At 69.4% G+C, this 13,304-nt stretch carries 13 protein-coding genes and 2 pseudogenes; 9 read left to right on the top strand and 6 right to left on the bottom strand.

The annotated features are described in order from the left end of the window. Nucleotides 1-17 precede the first annotated feature (17 nt). The 4 genes and pseudogenes from PGN14_RS08760 to PGN14_RS08745 all read left to right on the top strand — a co-directional run bounded on the left by PGN14_RS08760 (nucleotide 18) and on the right by PGN14_RS08745 (nucleotide 4,165). The gene (locus PGN14_RS08760) at nucleotides 18-1,313 is read left to right on the top strand and encodes an EAL domain-containing protein (protein ID WP_335299103.1); all 1,296 of its coding nucleotides are present in this window, start codon (nucleotides 18-20) and stop codon (nucleotides 1,311-1,313) included. Nucleotides 1,314-1,623: 310 nt separating this feature from the next. Continuing rightward, nucleotides 1,624-1,803, top strand: a pseudogene (locus tag PGN14_RS16860) (hypothetical protein); the annotation flags it as partial. Nucleotides 1,804-1,996: 193 nt separating this feature from the next. Then, entirely contained in the window at nucleotides 1,997-3,712 is a 1,716-nt protein-coding gene (locus PGN14_RS08750; protein WP_335299101.1) for a sensor histidine kinase, read from the top strand. Nucleotides 3,713-3,778: 66 nt separating this feature from the next. Further along, nucleotides 3,779-4,165, top strand: coding sequence for a response regulator (locus PGN14_RS08745; RefSeq protein WP_335299100.1), 387 nt, complete (start codon nucleotides 3,779-3,781; stop codon nucleotides 4,163-4,165). On the opposite strand, the gene PGN14_RS08740 is transcribed toward PGN14_RS08745, so the two are convergent. Further along, on the bottom strand, nucleotides 4,162-5,025 hold the full coding sequence (locus tag PGN14_RS08740) for a class I SAM-dependent methyltransferase (RefSeq protein ID WP_335299099.1): 864 nt from the start codon (nucleotides 5,023-5,025) through the stop codon (nucleotides 4,162-4,164). The two genes, PGN14_RS08745 and PGN14_RS08740, sit on opposite strands and share 4 nt — an antisense overlap. A gap of 49 nt (nucleotides 5,026-5,074) precedes the next feature. Here PGN14_RS08740 and PGN14_RS08735 point away from each other — a divergent pair, with 49 nt between their 5' ends. The 4 genes from PGN14_RS08735 to PGN14_RS08720 all read left to right on the top strand — a co-directional run bounded on the left by PGN14_RS08735 (nucleotide 5,075) and on the right by PGN14_RS08720 (nucleotide 7,210). Then, on the top strand, nucleotides 5,075-5,803 hold the full coding sequence (locus tag PGN14_RS08735) for a double zinc ribbon domain-containing protein (protein ID WP_443019484.1): 729 nt from the start codon (nucleotides 5,075-5,077) through the stop codon (nucleotides 5,801-5,803). A 31-nt stretch (nucleotides 5,804-5,834) separates the two neighbouring features. Continuing rightward, nucleotides 5,835-6,092, top strand: coding sequence for a glutaredoxin 3 (grxC, locus tag PGN14_RS08730; protein WP_335299098.1), 258 nt, complete (start codon nucleotides 5,835-5,837; stop codon nucleotides 6,090-6,092). A gap of 7 nt (nucleotides 6,093-6,099) precedes the next feature. Next, nucleotides 6,100-6,540 (top strand): DUF1178 family protein, encoded by a 441-nt coding sequence (locus tag PGN14_RS08725; protein ID WP_335299097.1) that lies wholly within the window; start codon nucleotides 6,100-6,102, stop codon nucleotides 6,538-6,540. A 76-nt stretch (nucleotides 6,541-6,616) separates the two neighbouring features. After that, entirely contained in the window at nucleotides 6,617-7,210 is a 594-nt protein-coding gene (locus tag PGN14_RS08720; RefSeq protein WP_335299210.1) for a hypothetical protein, read from the top strand. Here the strand turns inward: PGN14_RS08720 and PGN14_RS08715 are convergent. Together PGN14_RS08715 and leuA are read right to left on the bottom strand one after the other, a co-directional pair. Next, entirely contained in the window at nucleotides 7,150-7,815 is a 666-nt protein-coding gene (locus tag PGN14_RS08715) for an HAD-IA family hydrolase (RefSeq protein ID WP_335299096.1), read from the bottom strand. The two genes, PGN14_RS08720 and PGN14_RS08715, sit on opposite strands and share 61 nt — an antisense overlap. Beyond that, nucleotides 7,812-9,471: pseudogene (leuA, locus tag PGN14_RS08710) on the bottom strand (2-isopropylmalate synthase). The gene PGN14_RS08715 and the pseudogene leuA overlap by 4 nt, the downstream one beginning before the upstream one ends. A gap of 287 nt (nucleotides 9,472-9,758) precedes the next feature. Here leuA and PGN14_RS08705 point away from each other — a divergent pair. Beyond that, nucleotides 9,759-10,148, top strand: a complete 390-nt coding sequence (locus tag PGN14_RS08705; protein WP_335299095.1) for a BLUF domain-containing protein — start codon at nucleotides 9,759-9,761, stop codon at nucleotides 10,146-10,148. Between the two features lie 133 nt (nucleotides 10,149-10,281). On the opposite strand, the gene PGN14_RS08700 is transcribed toward PGN14_RS08705, so the two are convergent. From PGN14_RS08700 to ilvC, 3 genes are all read right to left on the bottom strand, one after another. After that, nucleotides 10,282-10,896 (bottom strand): YceI family protein, encoded by a 615-nt coding sequence (locus PGN14_RS08700; protein WP_335299094.1) that lies wholly within the window; start codon nucleotides 10,894-10,896, stop codon nucleotides 10,282-10,284. Between the two features lie 92 nt (nucleotides 10,897-10,988). After that, the gene (locus PGN14_RS08695) at nucleotides 10,989-11,768 is read right to left on the bottom strand and encodes a hypothetical protein (protein ID WP_335299093.1); all 780 of its coding nucleotides are present in this window, start codon (nucleotides 11,766-11,768) and stop codon (nucleotides 10,989-10,991) included. Nucleotides 11,769-12,158: 390 nt separating this feature from the next. Next, nucleotides 12,159-13,178: a ketol-acid reductoisomerase gene (gene ilvC, locus PGN14_RS08690; protein ID WP_335299092.1), complete on the bottom strand. Its 1,020-nt coding sequence runs from the start codon at nucleotides 13,176-13,178 to the stop codon at nucleotides 12,159-12,161. Between the last annotated feature and the right edge of the window lie 126 nt (nucleotides 13,179-13,304).

Below are 13,304 nucleotides of genomic sequence, written 5' to 3'. Positions count from 1 at the left end.
GGAACGATATGGCTTGCATGACACATGTTGCCGACGCCGAGCGTTTGCCGCGCGATGCGATCGTGCACGTGTCGTCCACGGAATTGCCGTGTCGCGTCCGCCTGCTGGTCGCGGTCCGGAACTTCGTCGCGTTGCGTCGCCGGCTCGGCCGATCGGGGGCGGATCGGGTCGCGGAGGCGCTGGCGCAGCGTATCGCGACCACGCTGGCAACCGCGGACGTCCATGCCATCTCTCGCGATCTCGTAGAGGTGACCATCGATGGCGCAGTGGGGCCGGACGCGCTCGACCATGCCCTCGCGGCAGTCCGGACGGCATGCGATCGACCCATCGAGATCGACGATCGCTGCTGTACGGTGATCGTATCGGTGGCGGGTGCGACCGGCGCGATCGGCGGCGACGAGGTCGCGCTGTGCGAGGCGACCGAGGCGCGGCTGGCCGAGGCGTGTGGCGGCGAACCCGGCGGCGGGCTGATGCACGTCGCGAGCGAGGCGCAGTCGATCGCGATCGAGCTGGAGCGCGCGATCGCGGAGGACGAGCTGATGCTGATGTATCAGCCCAAGATCCAGGTCCGTCGTCAGGAGATCACCAGCGCGGAGGCGCTGATCCGCTGGCGGCACCCCGAGCGCGGCATGATCTTCCCGGGCGATTTCATCCCCGCCGCGGAGCAGGCCCAGACGATCGACCGGCTGACCTTGTGGACGGTCGAGCGCGCGATCCGCGACCAGCGCACGTTGCGCGAGCGTGGCCATCCGCTGCGCATCTTCATCAACATTTCCGGCCAGCTGCTGGCCGATCCCCGCTTCGTGGCGGAAGTGTGTGCGCTGGTGCAGGCGGCGCCCGACACCAGCATCGGCTTCGAGGTGACGGAGACGTCGGTGATCCGCGACCCCGCGGGCGCGATCGCCAACCTGAAGCGGTTCGACGAGATCGGCATCCGCATCTCGATCGACGATTATGGCGCCGGTCTGTCGAGCCTCGCCTATCTGAAGCAGCTGCCGGCGCGCGAGCTGAAGATCGACAAACTGTTCGTCACCCAGCTGACCAGTTCCAATCGCGATCCGCTGATCGTCCGTTCGACGATCGATCTGGCGCATGCGCTCGACATGGAGGTGGTGGCCGAGGGAGTGGAAACCGCCGCCGCGCTGGCGCTGCTCAGCGTCATGGGGTGCGACATGGTGCAGGGCTATTTCATCAGCCGGCCGATCGCACTGGAGGCGCTGGTCGATTTCCTGCGCGACGACACCCGCCGCCACACCACACAGGATACGCGAACGTCCTTCCTGCGGCTGGCGAGCGCATGGAAGCGCGCCTGACGGGCGCGCCGACGCGAGCACGACGGGCCGCGATCGCGCTGCTGGCGATCGTGGCGGCGACCAGCGCGAGCGCGGCGCCGGACACGTTCCAGAAGCGCATCGACCAGGCCAAGACCGCGATGCTGGCGCGAGCCGCAGCGCGCGATCGCAATCGCGGAACAGGCACGGTCGCAGGTGTCGCAGGGCACGACCGGACGCGAACGTCTCAGCCGGCGTGCGACGATCGACTGGTTGACCGGCGAGGGCGCGATCCGGCTGGGGCAGGCACAGCGCGGGCTGCAATTGCTGCACCGCGCGCGGCGCGAGGTGGATGTCAGCGCCCCCCGGATCGCAGCTGGAGGCGGACCTGTTGCTGTCGCTGGGCGGCGCGCTGACCGACACGGGCGACATCACCGAGGCGCTGGCGACGCTGCAGCGCGCGCATATGCTGTTCCAGGGGCTCGACCAGCCGCGCAATCAGGCGAAGGCGCTGATCTTGATCGCGCTGCTGTATGACCGCGCGCGCGATCATGCCGGTGCGTTGCGCTATTTCGATCGTGCGTCGGAGGCGACGAGCGCCGATCCCGGGCTGTCGCTGGCGATCCACGGCGGCCGCGGGCAGGCGCTGGGCGCGATGGGGCGGGCGGCCGAGGCGGTCGACGAATTCGGCCGCGCGTTGTCGATCGCGCGCGCGATGAAGAGCGATGTGGCGGTCGCGCAGTTTGCTCGCCAGCATGGCGGATGCGCAGCTACAAATGGGGCAGGTCGACGCCGCGCATCTGTCGGTGGAGCGCGGACTGGCGTTCGCGAACGATCCGGCGGTGGCGACGATCCGGCAGGTGCTGATCGCGACCGACGCCGCGATTGCGCTGCGACAGGGTCAGGTCGCGCACGCGCGCGCGCTGATCGAGCGGCGCTTTGCCGACGTCGACCTGAAGCATACGCTGCTGCCGGACCGCGACGCGCATGAGATCGCCTATCGCGTCTATCTGGCGGCGCATGATGACGAGGCGGCGTTGTCGCATCTGGCCGCGCTCAAGCGGCTGGACGATCAGGCGACCGAGATCGCGCGGTCGAACAGCGCGGCGCTCGCCGCGGCCCGGTTCGACTATGCCAATCAGGAACTGCGCATCGCCAAGCTGAAGGCGGACGATCTGTCGCGCACGGTGGCGTTCGAGCGGGCGACCGCGCAGACCCAGCGCACGATCTTCGGCGTGGTCGCGATCACCGCGCTGCTGGTGGTCGCGATGCTGGCCGCCGGACTGTTCCTGCTGCGCCGCAGCCGCAACGAGGTGCGTGCCGCCAACGACGATCTGGCGGCGAGCAACGCGGAACTGGCCAAGGCGCTGCGGATCAAGACCGAGTTCCTGGCCACCACCAGCCACGAGATCCGTACCCCGCTGAACGGCATCCTTGGGATGACGCAGGTGATGATCGCGGACGGCGCGATTGATGCGACGATGCGCGACCGCCTGTCGGTGGTCCATGGTGCGGGCGTCACGATGCGCGCCCTGGTCGACGACATTCTGGACGTCGCGAAGATCGAGACCGGGCGGATGACGATCGAGGTCGCGCCGATCGACCTGCGTGCCACGGTCGAGGAAGCGGCGCGGCTGTGGCGCGAGCCGGCCGCGGCGAAGGGACTGGCCTATGCCGTGTCGCTGCACGAGGCGCCCGGCTGGGTACTGGGCGACAGCGCACGGCTGCGCCAGATCGTGTTCAACCTGTTGTCCAATGCGGTGAAGTTCACCGCCACGGGGCATGTCGCGCTAACCGTGCGGACGGTGGGCGAGCGGATCCGGCTGATCGTGGAGGACAGCGGGATCGGCATCGCGCCCGCGGCGCATGAGCTGATCTTCGAATCCTTTCGTCAGGCGGACGCGGGCACCACGCGCCAATATGGCGGCACCGGGCTGGGGCTGTCGATCTGTCGCAACCTGGCGCGTGCGATGGGCGGCGACGTGACCGTCAGCAGCAGCGAGGGGCGCGGGCGCGACCTTCGTTCTGGACGTGCCGCTACGCCCCGCGGAGGCGTGCGATCAGGTCGGGGTCGGGGCACGGCCCGCACTGCTGGTGGTGGAGGACAATCCGATCCGCCGCGCGATGTTTGCGACGCTGTTCGACGGGATCGGCGCCATCGTCTTCGCCGGGCCGGGCGAGGCGGGGGCCGAGATCGCGCGGCTGGCGCCGGAGCGGGTGCTGATCGATCACGCCGCGCATCCGCGACCGATATCGCGACGGCGGTGGCCGCCGCGGGCGAGGCGCCGGTGCTGGTGCTCCACGCCGCCGGCGACGTCGAGGCCCGCGCGCGACATTTTCACGATGGTGCCACGCAGGTGGTTGAAAAACCGATCGGAAAGAAGGAATTGGTGGTACTGGTCGACGGCTTGTCATCACGACTTGCGCTGGCGGCGGCGTAGGTCGATAGGGGGTGGAATCGTTTCGACGCCGGTCTGATGGGGAAGGTCAACATCTGAATGGCGGCGATGAACGTCCTTTTCATCGAAGATGACCGGATGAACCGGCGGGTCGTTCGCGACATGCTGGACGTCGCGGGCGCGCAGATGGTGGAGGCCGAAAGCGCCGAGATCGGACTGGGGCTGATCGACGCGAACGATTTCGACGTCATTCTGGTCGACCTGCGGATGCCGGGAATGGACGGCATCACCGCGATCCGCCACATCCGCGCGCGACCCGATGCGAAGGCGCGACTGCCGATCATCGTCGTGACTGCCGATACCGCGGTCGACCTGCGCGAACGTTGCCTGCGCGCGGGCGCCGACGATATCATCTTCAAGCCGGTGGCGATGGACGCGCTGTTCGAGGCGATCCGCCGCGTGCTGGCGGGCGACGACGACGAACTGCTGATCTAACGCCCGGCGCCGCCATCCCCCGCCCGGAGCGCGGCGGCGAGCGAGGTGGTGGCGCTGCCGCGACGTGCCGGCTTCGGCTGGTCGGGCGCGGGGGACCATCCGGTCAGGAACACCAGATCGAAGCGTTCCGACGTGCGCCCGTCCGCCTCTGCACGCGCGGCAAAGGCGGCGGCGGCGCGGGCCAGGGTGTCGCGGCGCAACGGGTGACGTTCGGCGAGGATATTGCCCGCCGCCATGCCGCGCAGGTCGTCGAGCAGGCGGCCCAGCCCGGAATAACGCACCGTCAGCGTCTCCACATCCGCCACCGGCAGGGCGAAGCCCGCGCGCACCAGCAGGTCGCCGGCCGAGCGCACGTCGATCTGCGGATGGAGCCGTGCGACGGCCTGCTCTTCCTCCGCCGCGCGCAGCACCGCGCGCAGCACCGCGCGCAGCGTCGCCAGGCTGCCCGCGCCGACGAACGCGCCCAGGAAAAGCCCGTCGGGGCGCAGCACGCGGCGGATCAGCGCCAGCGCGCCGGGCAGGTCGTTGACCGTGTCGAGCGTACCCGCCGCGACGACGAGGTCGAACGCCGCATCGGCGAAGGGGAGATGGTCTTCGTCGCCCTGTACGCCCCCGGCGGCGCGCGCGAAGGCGAAACCCGGGTCGAGCCGCGCCACACGCGCGCCCGGCGGTGGCGCGAAGGCGGCATCGAAACAGCCCAAGTCGAGCACGTCGGCGAAGTCGCGCTTCACCGCGAGGAGCCGGTCGGCGATGCCGTCCAGCATCTGCGCGCGCAGGAAATCATGCTCGGCGAAGCGCCCCGCGGCGCGGTCGCGCGCGCGGCGCCGTGCGGCGGCGGAGAAGATGGCAGGGGTCGACATGTCGCTGGCGCGGCTTGTGCCGTGTCGCGGTGCTTGCCACAAGATCGCGGTGCGTCTTTCCGCCCTGCTCCACACGGTGCTCGATCTGGCGCTGCCGCCGCGCTGCCCGGCGTGCGGCGCGATCGTGGCGGGGACGGATCGCTTCTGCGTCGATTGCTGGCGGTCGCTGCGCTTTCTGGGGCCGCCCTGGTGCGCGACGTGCCAGCGGCCGTTCGAGACGGATCGCGGCGCGGGCGCGCAATGCGCCGCGTGCCTCGCGGTGCCGCCGCGACACGACGGGGTGCGTGCCGCGGTCGCCTATGGCACCGTGTCGCGCACGATCGCGTTGCGGCTGAAATACAATCGCCGCACCGCCTTCGCGGCGACGATGGCGCGGCTGATGGCGCGACATCTGCCCGCCGACGCGACGCTGCTGCTGCCGGTGCCGCTGCATCGATGGCGGATCTGGACGCGCGGCTACAATCAGGCGGCGCTGATCGCCGCGCATCTGGCGCGCGCCGGCGGCGTGCCGCATCGGGTCGACATACTGGTGCGGACGCGCGGAACGCCGATCCTGCGCGGGCGGAGCGCCGCCGAGCGGCGCCGCGCGGTCAAGGGCGCGTTCGCGGTGCGCGATGCGGCGGCGGTCACGGGGCAGCGAATGGTGCTGGTGGACGATATCTACACCAGCGGCGCCACCACCGACGCGTGCATCGCCGTCCTGCGCGCGGCGGGAGCGGCCAGCGTCACCGTGCTGGCATGGGCACGCGTGCTGGACGAGGCCGACGAGACGGATTGACAGCGCCCGGCCGCGACCACACCTAGGCCGGATGGCACAGGTAGAGATCTATACGAAGGCGTTCTGCCCCTATTGCTCGCGCGCGATGAACCTGCTGGCATCGAAGGGCGTCGAGCCGGCGGAAACGGACATCACGATGGACAGCGCCAAGCGGCAGGAGATGATCCAGCGTGCCAACGGCCGTACCACCGTGCCGCAGATCTTCATCGACGGCACGCATGTCGGCGGGTCGGACGACCTCGCCGCGCTGGAGCGGGCCGGCAAGCTGGACGCGATGCTGGCGGCGTGATGCGCGCATGATCGTCTTCGACCTGCGCTGCGCCGCAGGGCATGTGTTCGAGGCATGGTTCGGCTCGTCGCGCGCGTTCGAGGAGCAGCGCGCGCGGCTGCTGGTGAACTGCCCGGTCTGCGGCGACGATCGGATCGACAAGGCGGTGATGGCGCCGAATGTCGGCGCCAAGGGCAATCGCACCGGCGGCGGCGCGGCGCCGGCGTCGCCGCAGGATGCCAAGGCGCTGCTGGCGCAGGTGGCCGCCGCGCAGGCGAAGGCGTTGGCCGACTCGCGCTGGGTCGGGCGCGATTTCGCGCGGGAAGCGCGCGCGATGCACGATGGCGAGGCACCGCAGGCGCTGATCCATGGTCAGGCCACACCCGACGAGGCGCGCGCTTTGGTCGACGATGGCGTGGCGATCGCGCCGCTGCTGGTCCCCGTCACCCCGCCCGATCGCGTCAACTGACGCGGTGAAACTTCTGCCATCCGGTTCGTTGGTGACGATACGCCAATGAAAACAACGGTATGGTAGGAGGCGGGCGATGGCGGACGATGGTCTGCGACTGTACGGCACCCCCGATCACGACATGGATCAGGCACCCGCGGCCGGCGGCATGCGCGGAGAAGGCAATGCGACGCCCGAGGCGGATGCCGGCTGGCGGCATCGCGTCTCGCTCGACGGCAGTCGCCGGGTCGAGGTGGAGGAGCAGTCAGGGCTGGCCTATGCCGAGGCGACGGGCACGGTGATGAGCGCGCCGCGTGCCGCTCCATCGCGCGGCGTGGTGCGGGCGGTGCCGCTGTGGCCGCTGGTGATCGCGGCCACCTTGGGCTTTGCGGCGGGGCAGCGCTGGCGTCGACGGCGCGAGCGTGTGGTGCCGCACGATGCGGCGTTCGCGCATCCTGTCGCGGCGGACGGAGCCTTCGCGCGCGTGCGCGACGCCGGGCCGGAGCAGATGCGCGACCGCGAGCGCAGCTGGGACGCGGTCGACGAGGGATCGGACGAATCCTTTCCCGCCAGCGATCCCCCCCTCCTACGCGCCGCCGCGCCCGCGGGATCGCTGACGAACGGCCTCGCTCAGCCGGCCGCGTCCAGCGCCAGCCAGCCGTCGTTCGCCACCGCGACGCGTAGCGCATGAAAGTCGCGCGCCGATGGCTGGTCGGTGGTGAGCGGGGTCGCATGGGTGGCGTGGGTGGCAGTGATGACCATCACGTCCGCCCCCGCGGCCAGCCCGGCGGCCACGCCCGCCGGAGCATCCTCCCATACCAGGCAGTCGCCGGGCGCGATGCCCAGCCGGTCCGCCGCGGCGAGGAAGCAATCCGGCGCCGGCTTGCCGGTGGTGACATCCTCCGCGGTGACCAGCACCGCCGGCGCCGTCAGCCCCGCCGCCGCCAGCCGCCGCAGCGCCAGCGCGCGTGGCGCGGAGGTCACGATCGCCCAGCGGTCGGCGGGCAGCTGCGCGACGAACGCCGCCGCGCCCGGAATCTCGACAACATCGTCGACGTCCGCGATCTCGGCGCGGGTCAGCGCCGCATATTCGGCGTCGATATCCATCCCGGGTGTGGCGAAGCGCGCGATCGTCTCGATCGCGCGCACGCCGTGCATCACGCGCAGCAGTTCGGTGGTGTCGATGCCGTGTCGCGTCGCCCAGCCGGTCCAAGCACGGATCGCGGACGGGATGCTGTCGAGCAGCGTCCCGTCCATGTCGAACAGGAAGGCGGCGTAGCGGCGCGGCACCGTCACGTGCGGTTGGCGGCCGACAGGACCGCGCGAACGCTGGCGGTGGCGATATCGGTGTCGATCCCGACGCCCCACACCACGCGCCCGTCGGCCGTGCGGCATTCGAGATAGGCGACCGCCTGCGCACCAGCGCCATGGCCGATCGCATGTTCGGAATAATCGACCACGTCCATCGTCGGCCCGGTGCTCTCCGCCAGCGCCGCGATGACGCCGGAAATCAGGCCGTTGCCGCGCCCGGAGATCGAGCGCTCCTCGCCCCCGATCGCGAGCCGGCCGACGAAGATGCGGTCGCCCGCCGCACCCGTCTCGTCATAGTCGCGCAGCACGAAACGGTCGCTGCCGCCGGGCAGGTACGCGCGCTCGAACGCGCCCCAGATATCGGCGGCGTTCAGCTCGCGGCTGCTCTCGTCCGCCAGCGCCTGGACATGGCGGCTGAAATCGGCCTGGAGCCGCTTGGGCAGCTTCAGCCCCTTGTCCTGCTCCAGCACCCAGGCGACGCCGCCCTTGCCGGACTGCGAATTGACGCGGATCACCGCCTCGTAGCTGCGCCCCAGGTCGGCGGGATCGATCGGCAGGTAGGGCACCTCCCACAGATCGTCGTTGCGCGCGGCCTGTGCGGCAAAGCCCTTCTTGATCGCGTCCTGATGGCTGCCGGAGAAGGCGGTGAACACCAGCTCGCCGGCATAGGGCGTGCGCGGATGGACGGTGATGTTGGTGGCATATTCCACCGTCTTCACCACCGCGTCGATATCGCTCAGGTCCAGCTGCGGATCGACGCCTTGCGTGTACATGTTGAGCGCGACGGTCACCAGGTCGCAATTGCCGGTACGCTCGCCATTGCCCAGCAGGCAGCCCTCGACCCGGTCCGCGCCCGCCATCAATCCCAGCTCCGCCGCGGCGACGCCGGTGCCGCGGTCGTTGTGGGTGTGGAGCGAGATGACGCAGGCGTCGCGGTTGCGGATGTGACGCCCGAACCACTCGATCTGGTCGGCATAGACGTTGGGCGTCGCGCATTCGACCGTGGCGGGCAGGTTGAAGATGATCGGCGCGTCGGGCGTGGGTTGCAGCACGTCCATCACCGCCTCGCACACCTCGACCGAGAAATCGAGCTCGGCGGTGGAGAAGGTCTCCGGCGAATATTCGAACTGCCAGCGCGTGTTCGGCCGTTTGGCGGCCTCGTCGCGCAGCACCTTCGCGCCCTCGATCGCGATCGTCTTCACCTCGTCGCGGGACATGCCGAACACGATCTTGCGCCACGCCGGCGACACGGCGTTGTAGAGGTGGACGATCGCGCTGTGTGCGCCGTCCAGGCTCTCGAAGCTCTTCTCGATCAGGTCGCGGCGCGACTGGGTCAGCACCTGGATGGCGACATCGTCGGGGACGCGGCCGGTGCGCACCAGCCCGCTGATGAAGTCGAATTCGGTTGCGCCCGCGCTGGGGAAACCGACCTCGATCTCCTTGAGGCCGACCTTTACCAGCAGGTCGAAGAAGCGCGTCTTCTTCTCCGCATCCATCGGATCGATCAGCGCCTGGTTGCCGTCGCGCAGGTCGGTCGACAGCCAGCGCGGGGCGCGGGGTGATCGTCTTCGACGGCCAGCTACGGTCGGGAATGTCGATTGTCGGAAAGGGGCGGTATTTGGCGGAAGGATCGCGCAGCATGACGGTCGGCTCGCTTGTCGAAGGGGGCGGTGGTCGGATCGTCCCTTAGGCGCGGGGCGCGCGGGGCGATCCCCACGCGACGGCGGATGCGCGCCTAAGGGCGCGTAAGTCGAAGGAGGAGGCCGATCGTCCGCGTCATGATGGCGGCACGCGTAGCCCGTGGCGGGGCCGCTTGTCCAGCGGATTGCCGCGCTATCGCCTTTGATCTGGATCAACCCCTTGTTTAAGAAGATGAAACGGCATTCGTTGCACGAACGGACGGGGGCCGGAAGCCAGGGAAGCGATCGATGTTTCAACTCGTCTATATCAGTAGTGCCGTCGGTTCCCTGCACACGCGTGAGGTGCTGGACGTGTCGCGCCGCAACAATGCGCGCGACGGGATCACCGGGCTGCTCTATTTCGATGGGCGCCGCTTCCTCCAGGCGCTGGAGGGTGAGCGGCTGGCGGTCGAGCGGACCTATGCGCGGATCCTGACCGACCGGCGGCATCGCGCAGCGGTAGTGCTGTCGCGCACCGAGGTGGCGCAGCGTGAGTTCGGTGCATGGACGATGGCGGAGCGCGCTCCCGGCGTCGACGGCGACGCCTTCGTCGCGCAGGTGAGCGCGCTGGTCGCGAACGCCTCGCCCGCGGTGCGCGCGACGTTCGATGGCTTCGTGCAGGTAAGGCGCGCAGCGTAAGAGGTTGGGGGGATTAGCCCCTCCCCTTCAGGGGAGGGGTTGGGGTGGGGCAGTCAGAGGCCACGAGCGCTGGTCTCGGTGAGACACGCCCCACCCCCGACCCCTCCCCTGAAGGGGAGGGGCTTTGGTCAATTCACTGAGAAAACGCCGCGTTCACCGTCAGCTTCACCTCGTCCGATACGATCGGCACGGCCATGCCCAGCCCAAAGTCGCTGCGCTTGACGGTGCCGGTGCCGGTGAAGCCGAAGTTGGTCTTCTTGCTCATCGGATTGGCGCCCGCGCCGACGAAGGTGACCTCCAGCGTCACCGGCTTGGTGATTCCCTTGATCGTCAGGTTGCCGGTCATCGTCGCGCGATTGGCGCCCTTCGGCGTGACCGCGGTGGAGACGAAGCGCGCGGTCGGGTTCGTCGCGGCGTCGAAGAAGTCCTTCGACTTCAGATGCTCGGCGAACTTCGCATTGGTGACCGAAAGTTGGTCGATCGGAAAGGTGACGTCGACCTTGGTCTGCGCCGGCTTCGCCGGATCGATCGTGATCGAGCCTTCCGATGCGCCGAACTGCCCCTGCAGCATCGAGAAGCCCATGTGGTTGACCGTCCACGTCACCTGCGTGTGTGCGGGGTCGACCTGATAGGTGCCGGCGGCGACCTTGCCGCTGGCCTGGCCGGGCATCTGCGGCGTGCTGGCGATCTGGGCGACCGCGGGGACGGCGACCGCGAACGCGAGCGCGGCGGCGATGGCATGACGCATGATATTGATCCTCCTGTTGTTCCCCCGATGCTGCACAACGTGCGGGCCGGTGGAAAGAGGCAGGTACGAAACGATCGATTTCGCGGCGCGTGTCAGCGCTCGATCAGCGTGAAGTCGTAGGTGATCTGCACCCAGGCGCCGATGACCGGCTTGCCGCCGATCGAGGGCGGGCGGATCAGGAACTGGAACGCCGCCTGCCGCGCGGTGCCGGCGAGGCCGGTGCCGGGCGGCGTCTCCCCTACCTCGCGGCAATCGTCGACGCGGTTGCGCGGCGCGGTGCGGCACAGGATCACGCCGATGCCGGTGCGCGCGCGCTTCGACAGATAGGGATGCATCTCCGCCGCGGTCGGGCGGCGGACCCAGTCGCCGGCATAGACCGCGGCATTGCCGGGACCGCGGCCGATCGGCGCGGAATCCGCCGTCTGCGTCGTCTCGTCCGGATCGGTGCTGCGCGCCGGTGCGGTGCCCTTGATCCGTGACACGTCGCTGGCGGCATAATCCGACTGGCTCAGGATCATGACGCCGGGCAGCACCAGCGGCGGGGTGGGGGCCGGCGGCTGCGGTACGTCGGGCCGGACGCGTTCGGCCGGCGCCTCGGCGCGGGCGGCGGCCTTGCGGACCTGCTCGCGGGTCTTCTCGCGCGTCGGCTGCTGCGCACGCGTGCCTTCGGAGCGGACGTCGAAGGTGGAAAGCGGGCGGCCGTTGCCGAAATCGGCGGGCGGGAGGATCCCGCTCAACCGCAGCAGCGCGAACAGGATCAGCGCGGCGATGCCGATCGACAGCGCGGCGGAGACGACGCGGCTGCCGGGGCTGGACTGCGCGCGATAGGCGGAGGTCCGGTACGACGAAGTATGGAACGCCGCCGCCCGCATGCCGCGGGCGCTTAGACTATGAGGAAGGTGGCAGCAACCAAACTCCCCTCCCTTTCAAGGGAGGGGCTGGGGGTGGGTGCGGTCCGGGTGGTACGGCGGCCGTGGGACCAGTGCTATCCGTATCATCAAGCCGCCACCCACCCCGGACCCCTCCCTTGAAAGGGAGGGGGGAGGTAGACACACGTCGCCCCTGACTTGATCCGGGGTCCCGCTTCTTTTCCACCATAGCGGAAGAAGCGGGACCCCGGGTCTGGCCCGGGATGACGAAGGAACGAACCAACCCGCCGGCCCGTCGGACCCGGCAAAGCCGTGCCCGATGGGCCGGCTTGCCGGGCCGGCCGAGCTTGCGCGAGTCTGGGGGCAGCTTCGCTGCTCCCAGCCGCGCGGCGCTTAATTCTTCTCCTTGTCGACCAGCTTGTTGGCGCCGATCCACGGCATCATCGCACGCAGCTCGCTACCGGTCTTCTCGATCGGATGCACCTCTGCCGCCTTGCGTGCGGCCTTCAGCTCGGGCTGGCCGGCGCGATTGTCGAGGACGAAGTTCTTCACGAAGCGGCCCGACTGGATGTCGGCCAGCACGCGCTTCATCTCCTTCTTCGTCTCGTCGGTGATGATCCGCGGGCCGGTGGTGATGTCGCCATATTCGGCGGTGTTGCTGATCGAATAGCGCATGTTGGCGATGCCGCCCTCGTACAGCAGGTCGACGATCAGCTTCGTCTCGTGAAGGCACTCGAAATAGGCCATTTCGGGGGCGTAGCCGGCCTCGACCAGCGTCTCGAACCCGGCCTGGATCAGGTGGGTGATGCCACCGCACAGCACCGCCTGCTCGCCGAACAGGTCGGTTTCGCACTCTTCCTTGAAGTTCGTCTCGATGATGCCCGAACGGCCACCACCAACGCCCGAGGCATAAGCGAGCGCGATGTCGTGCGCGTTGCCGCTGGCGTCCTGCTGCACCGCGATCAGGCACGGCACGCCGCCGCCCTTGACGTATTCGCTGCGGACGGTGTGGCCCGGACCCTTGGGCGCGATCATGATGACGTCGATGTCGACAGGCGCCTCGATCAGCCCGAAGTGGACGTTCAGGCCATGCGCAAAGGCGAGCGCGGCGCCGGGGCGGACGTTGCCCTTCAGGTCGTTCTCCCAGATCGCGGCCTGATGCTCGTCGGGGGCCAGGATCATGATGATGTCGGCCCAGGCGGCGGCGTCCTTGTTGCTCATCACCTTGAAGCCGGCGCCCTCGGCCTTCTTCGCGGTGGCCGAGCCCTCGCGCAGCGCGATCGCGACGTCCTTGACGCCCGAATCGCGCAGGTTCTGCGCATGCGCATGGCCCTGCGAGCCGTAGCCGACGATGGCGATCTTCTTGCCCGTCAGCAGGTTCAGATCGGCGTCGCGATCGTAATAGACCTTCATGATGTTCGTTCCCTTTGCTCTCCTCTCCCGGTGGGAGAGGATACGAAGGCTTGGCACGGCGTAGCCGGGCCTAGCCGGAGTTGGTGAGGGTGGTGCGGGGCGCGAGGACCCTCGCCCTCACCCTCC

It is taken from the genome of Sphingomonas adhaesiva (assembly GCF_036946305.1).
Lineage (GTDB): Bacteria > Pseudomonadota > Alphaproteobacteria > Sphingomonadales > Sphingomonadaceae > Sphingomonas > Sphingomonas adhaesiva_B.
This window is presented reverse-complemented; position numbering and strand designations above follow the sequence as displayed.

What these genes read in the sequence shown, in the direction of transcription:
- PGN14_RS08705 (WP_335299095.1), top strand. Translation starts at nt 9,759, where the DNA reads ATGTTTCAACTCGTCTATATCAGTAGTGCCGTCGGTTCCCTGCACACG.
- PGN14_RS08760 (WP_335299103.1), top strand. Translation starts at nt 18, where the DNA reads ATGACACATGTTGCCGACGCCGAGCGTTTGCCGCGCGATGCGATCGTG.
- PGN14_RS08740 (WP_335299099.1), bottom strand. Translation starts at nt 5,025, where the DNA reads ATGTCGACCCCTGCCATCTTCTCCGCCGCCGCACGGCGCCGCGCGCGC.
- PGN14_RS08725 (WP_335299097.1), top strand. Translation starts at nt 6,100, where the DNA reads ATGATCGTCTTCGACCTGCGCTGCGCCGCAGGGCATGTGTTCGAGGCA.
- grxC (WP_335299098.1), top strand. Translation starts at nt 5,835, where the DNA reads ATGGCACAGGTAGAGATCTATACGAAGGCGTTCTGCCCCTATTGCTCG.
- PGN14_RS08720 (WP_335299210.1), top strand. Translation starts at nt 6,617, where the DNA reads ATGGCGGACGATGGTCTGCGACTGTACGGCACCCCCGATCACGACATG.
- PGN14_RS08695 (WP_335299093.1), bottom strand. Translation starts at nt 11,768, where the DNA reads ATGCGGGCGGCGGCGTTCCATACTTCGTCGTACCGGACCTCCGCCTAT.
- ilvC (WP_335299092.1), bottom strand. Translation starts at nt 13,178, where the DNA reads ATGAAGGTCTATTACGATCGCGACGCCGATCTGAACCTGCTGACGGGC.
- PGN14_RS08750 (WP_335299101.1), top strand. Translation starts at nt 1,997, where the DNA reads ATGTGGCGGTCGCGCAGTTTGCTCGCCAGCATGGCGGATGCGCAGCTA.
- PGN14_RS08745 (WP_335299100.1), top strand. Translation starts at nt 3,779, where the DNA reads ATGAACGTCCTTTTCATCGAAGATGACCGGATGAACCGGCGGGTCGTT.
- PGN14_RS08700 (WP_335299094.1), bottom strand. Translation starts at nt 10,896, where the DNA reads ATGCGTCATGCCATCGCCGCCGCGCTCGCGTTCGCGGTCGCCGTCCCC.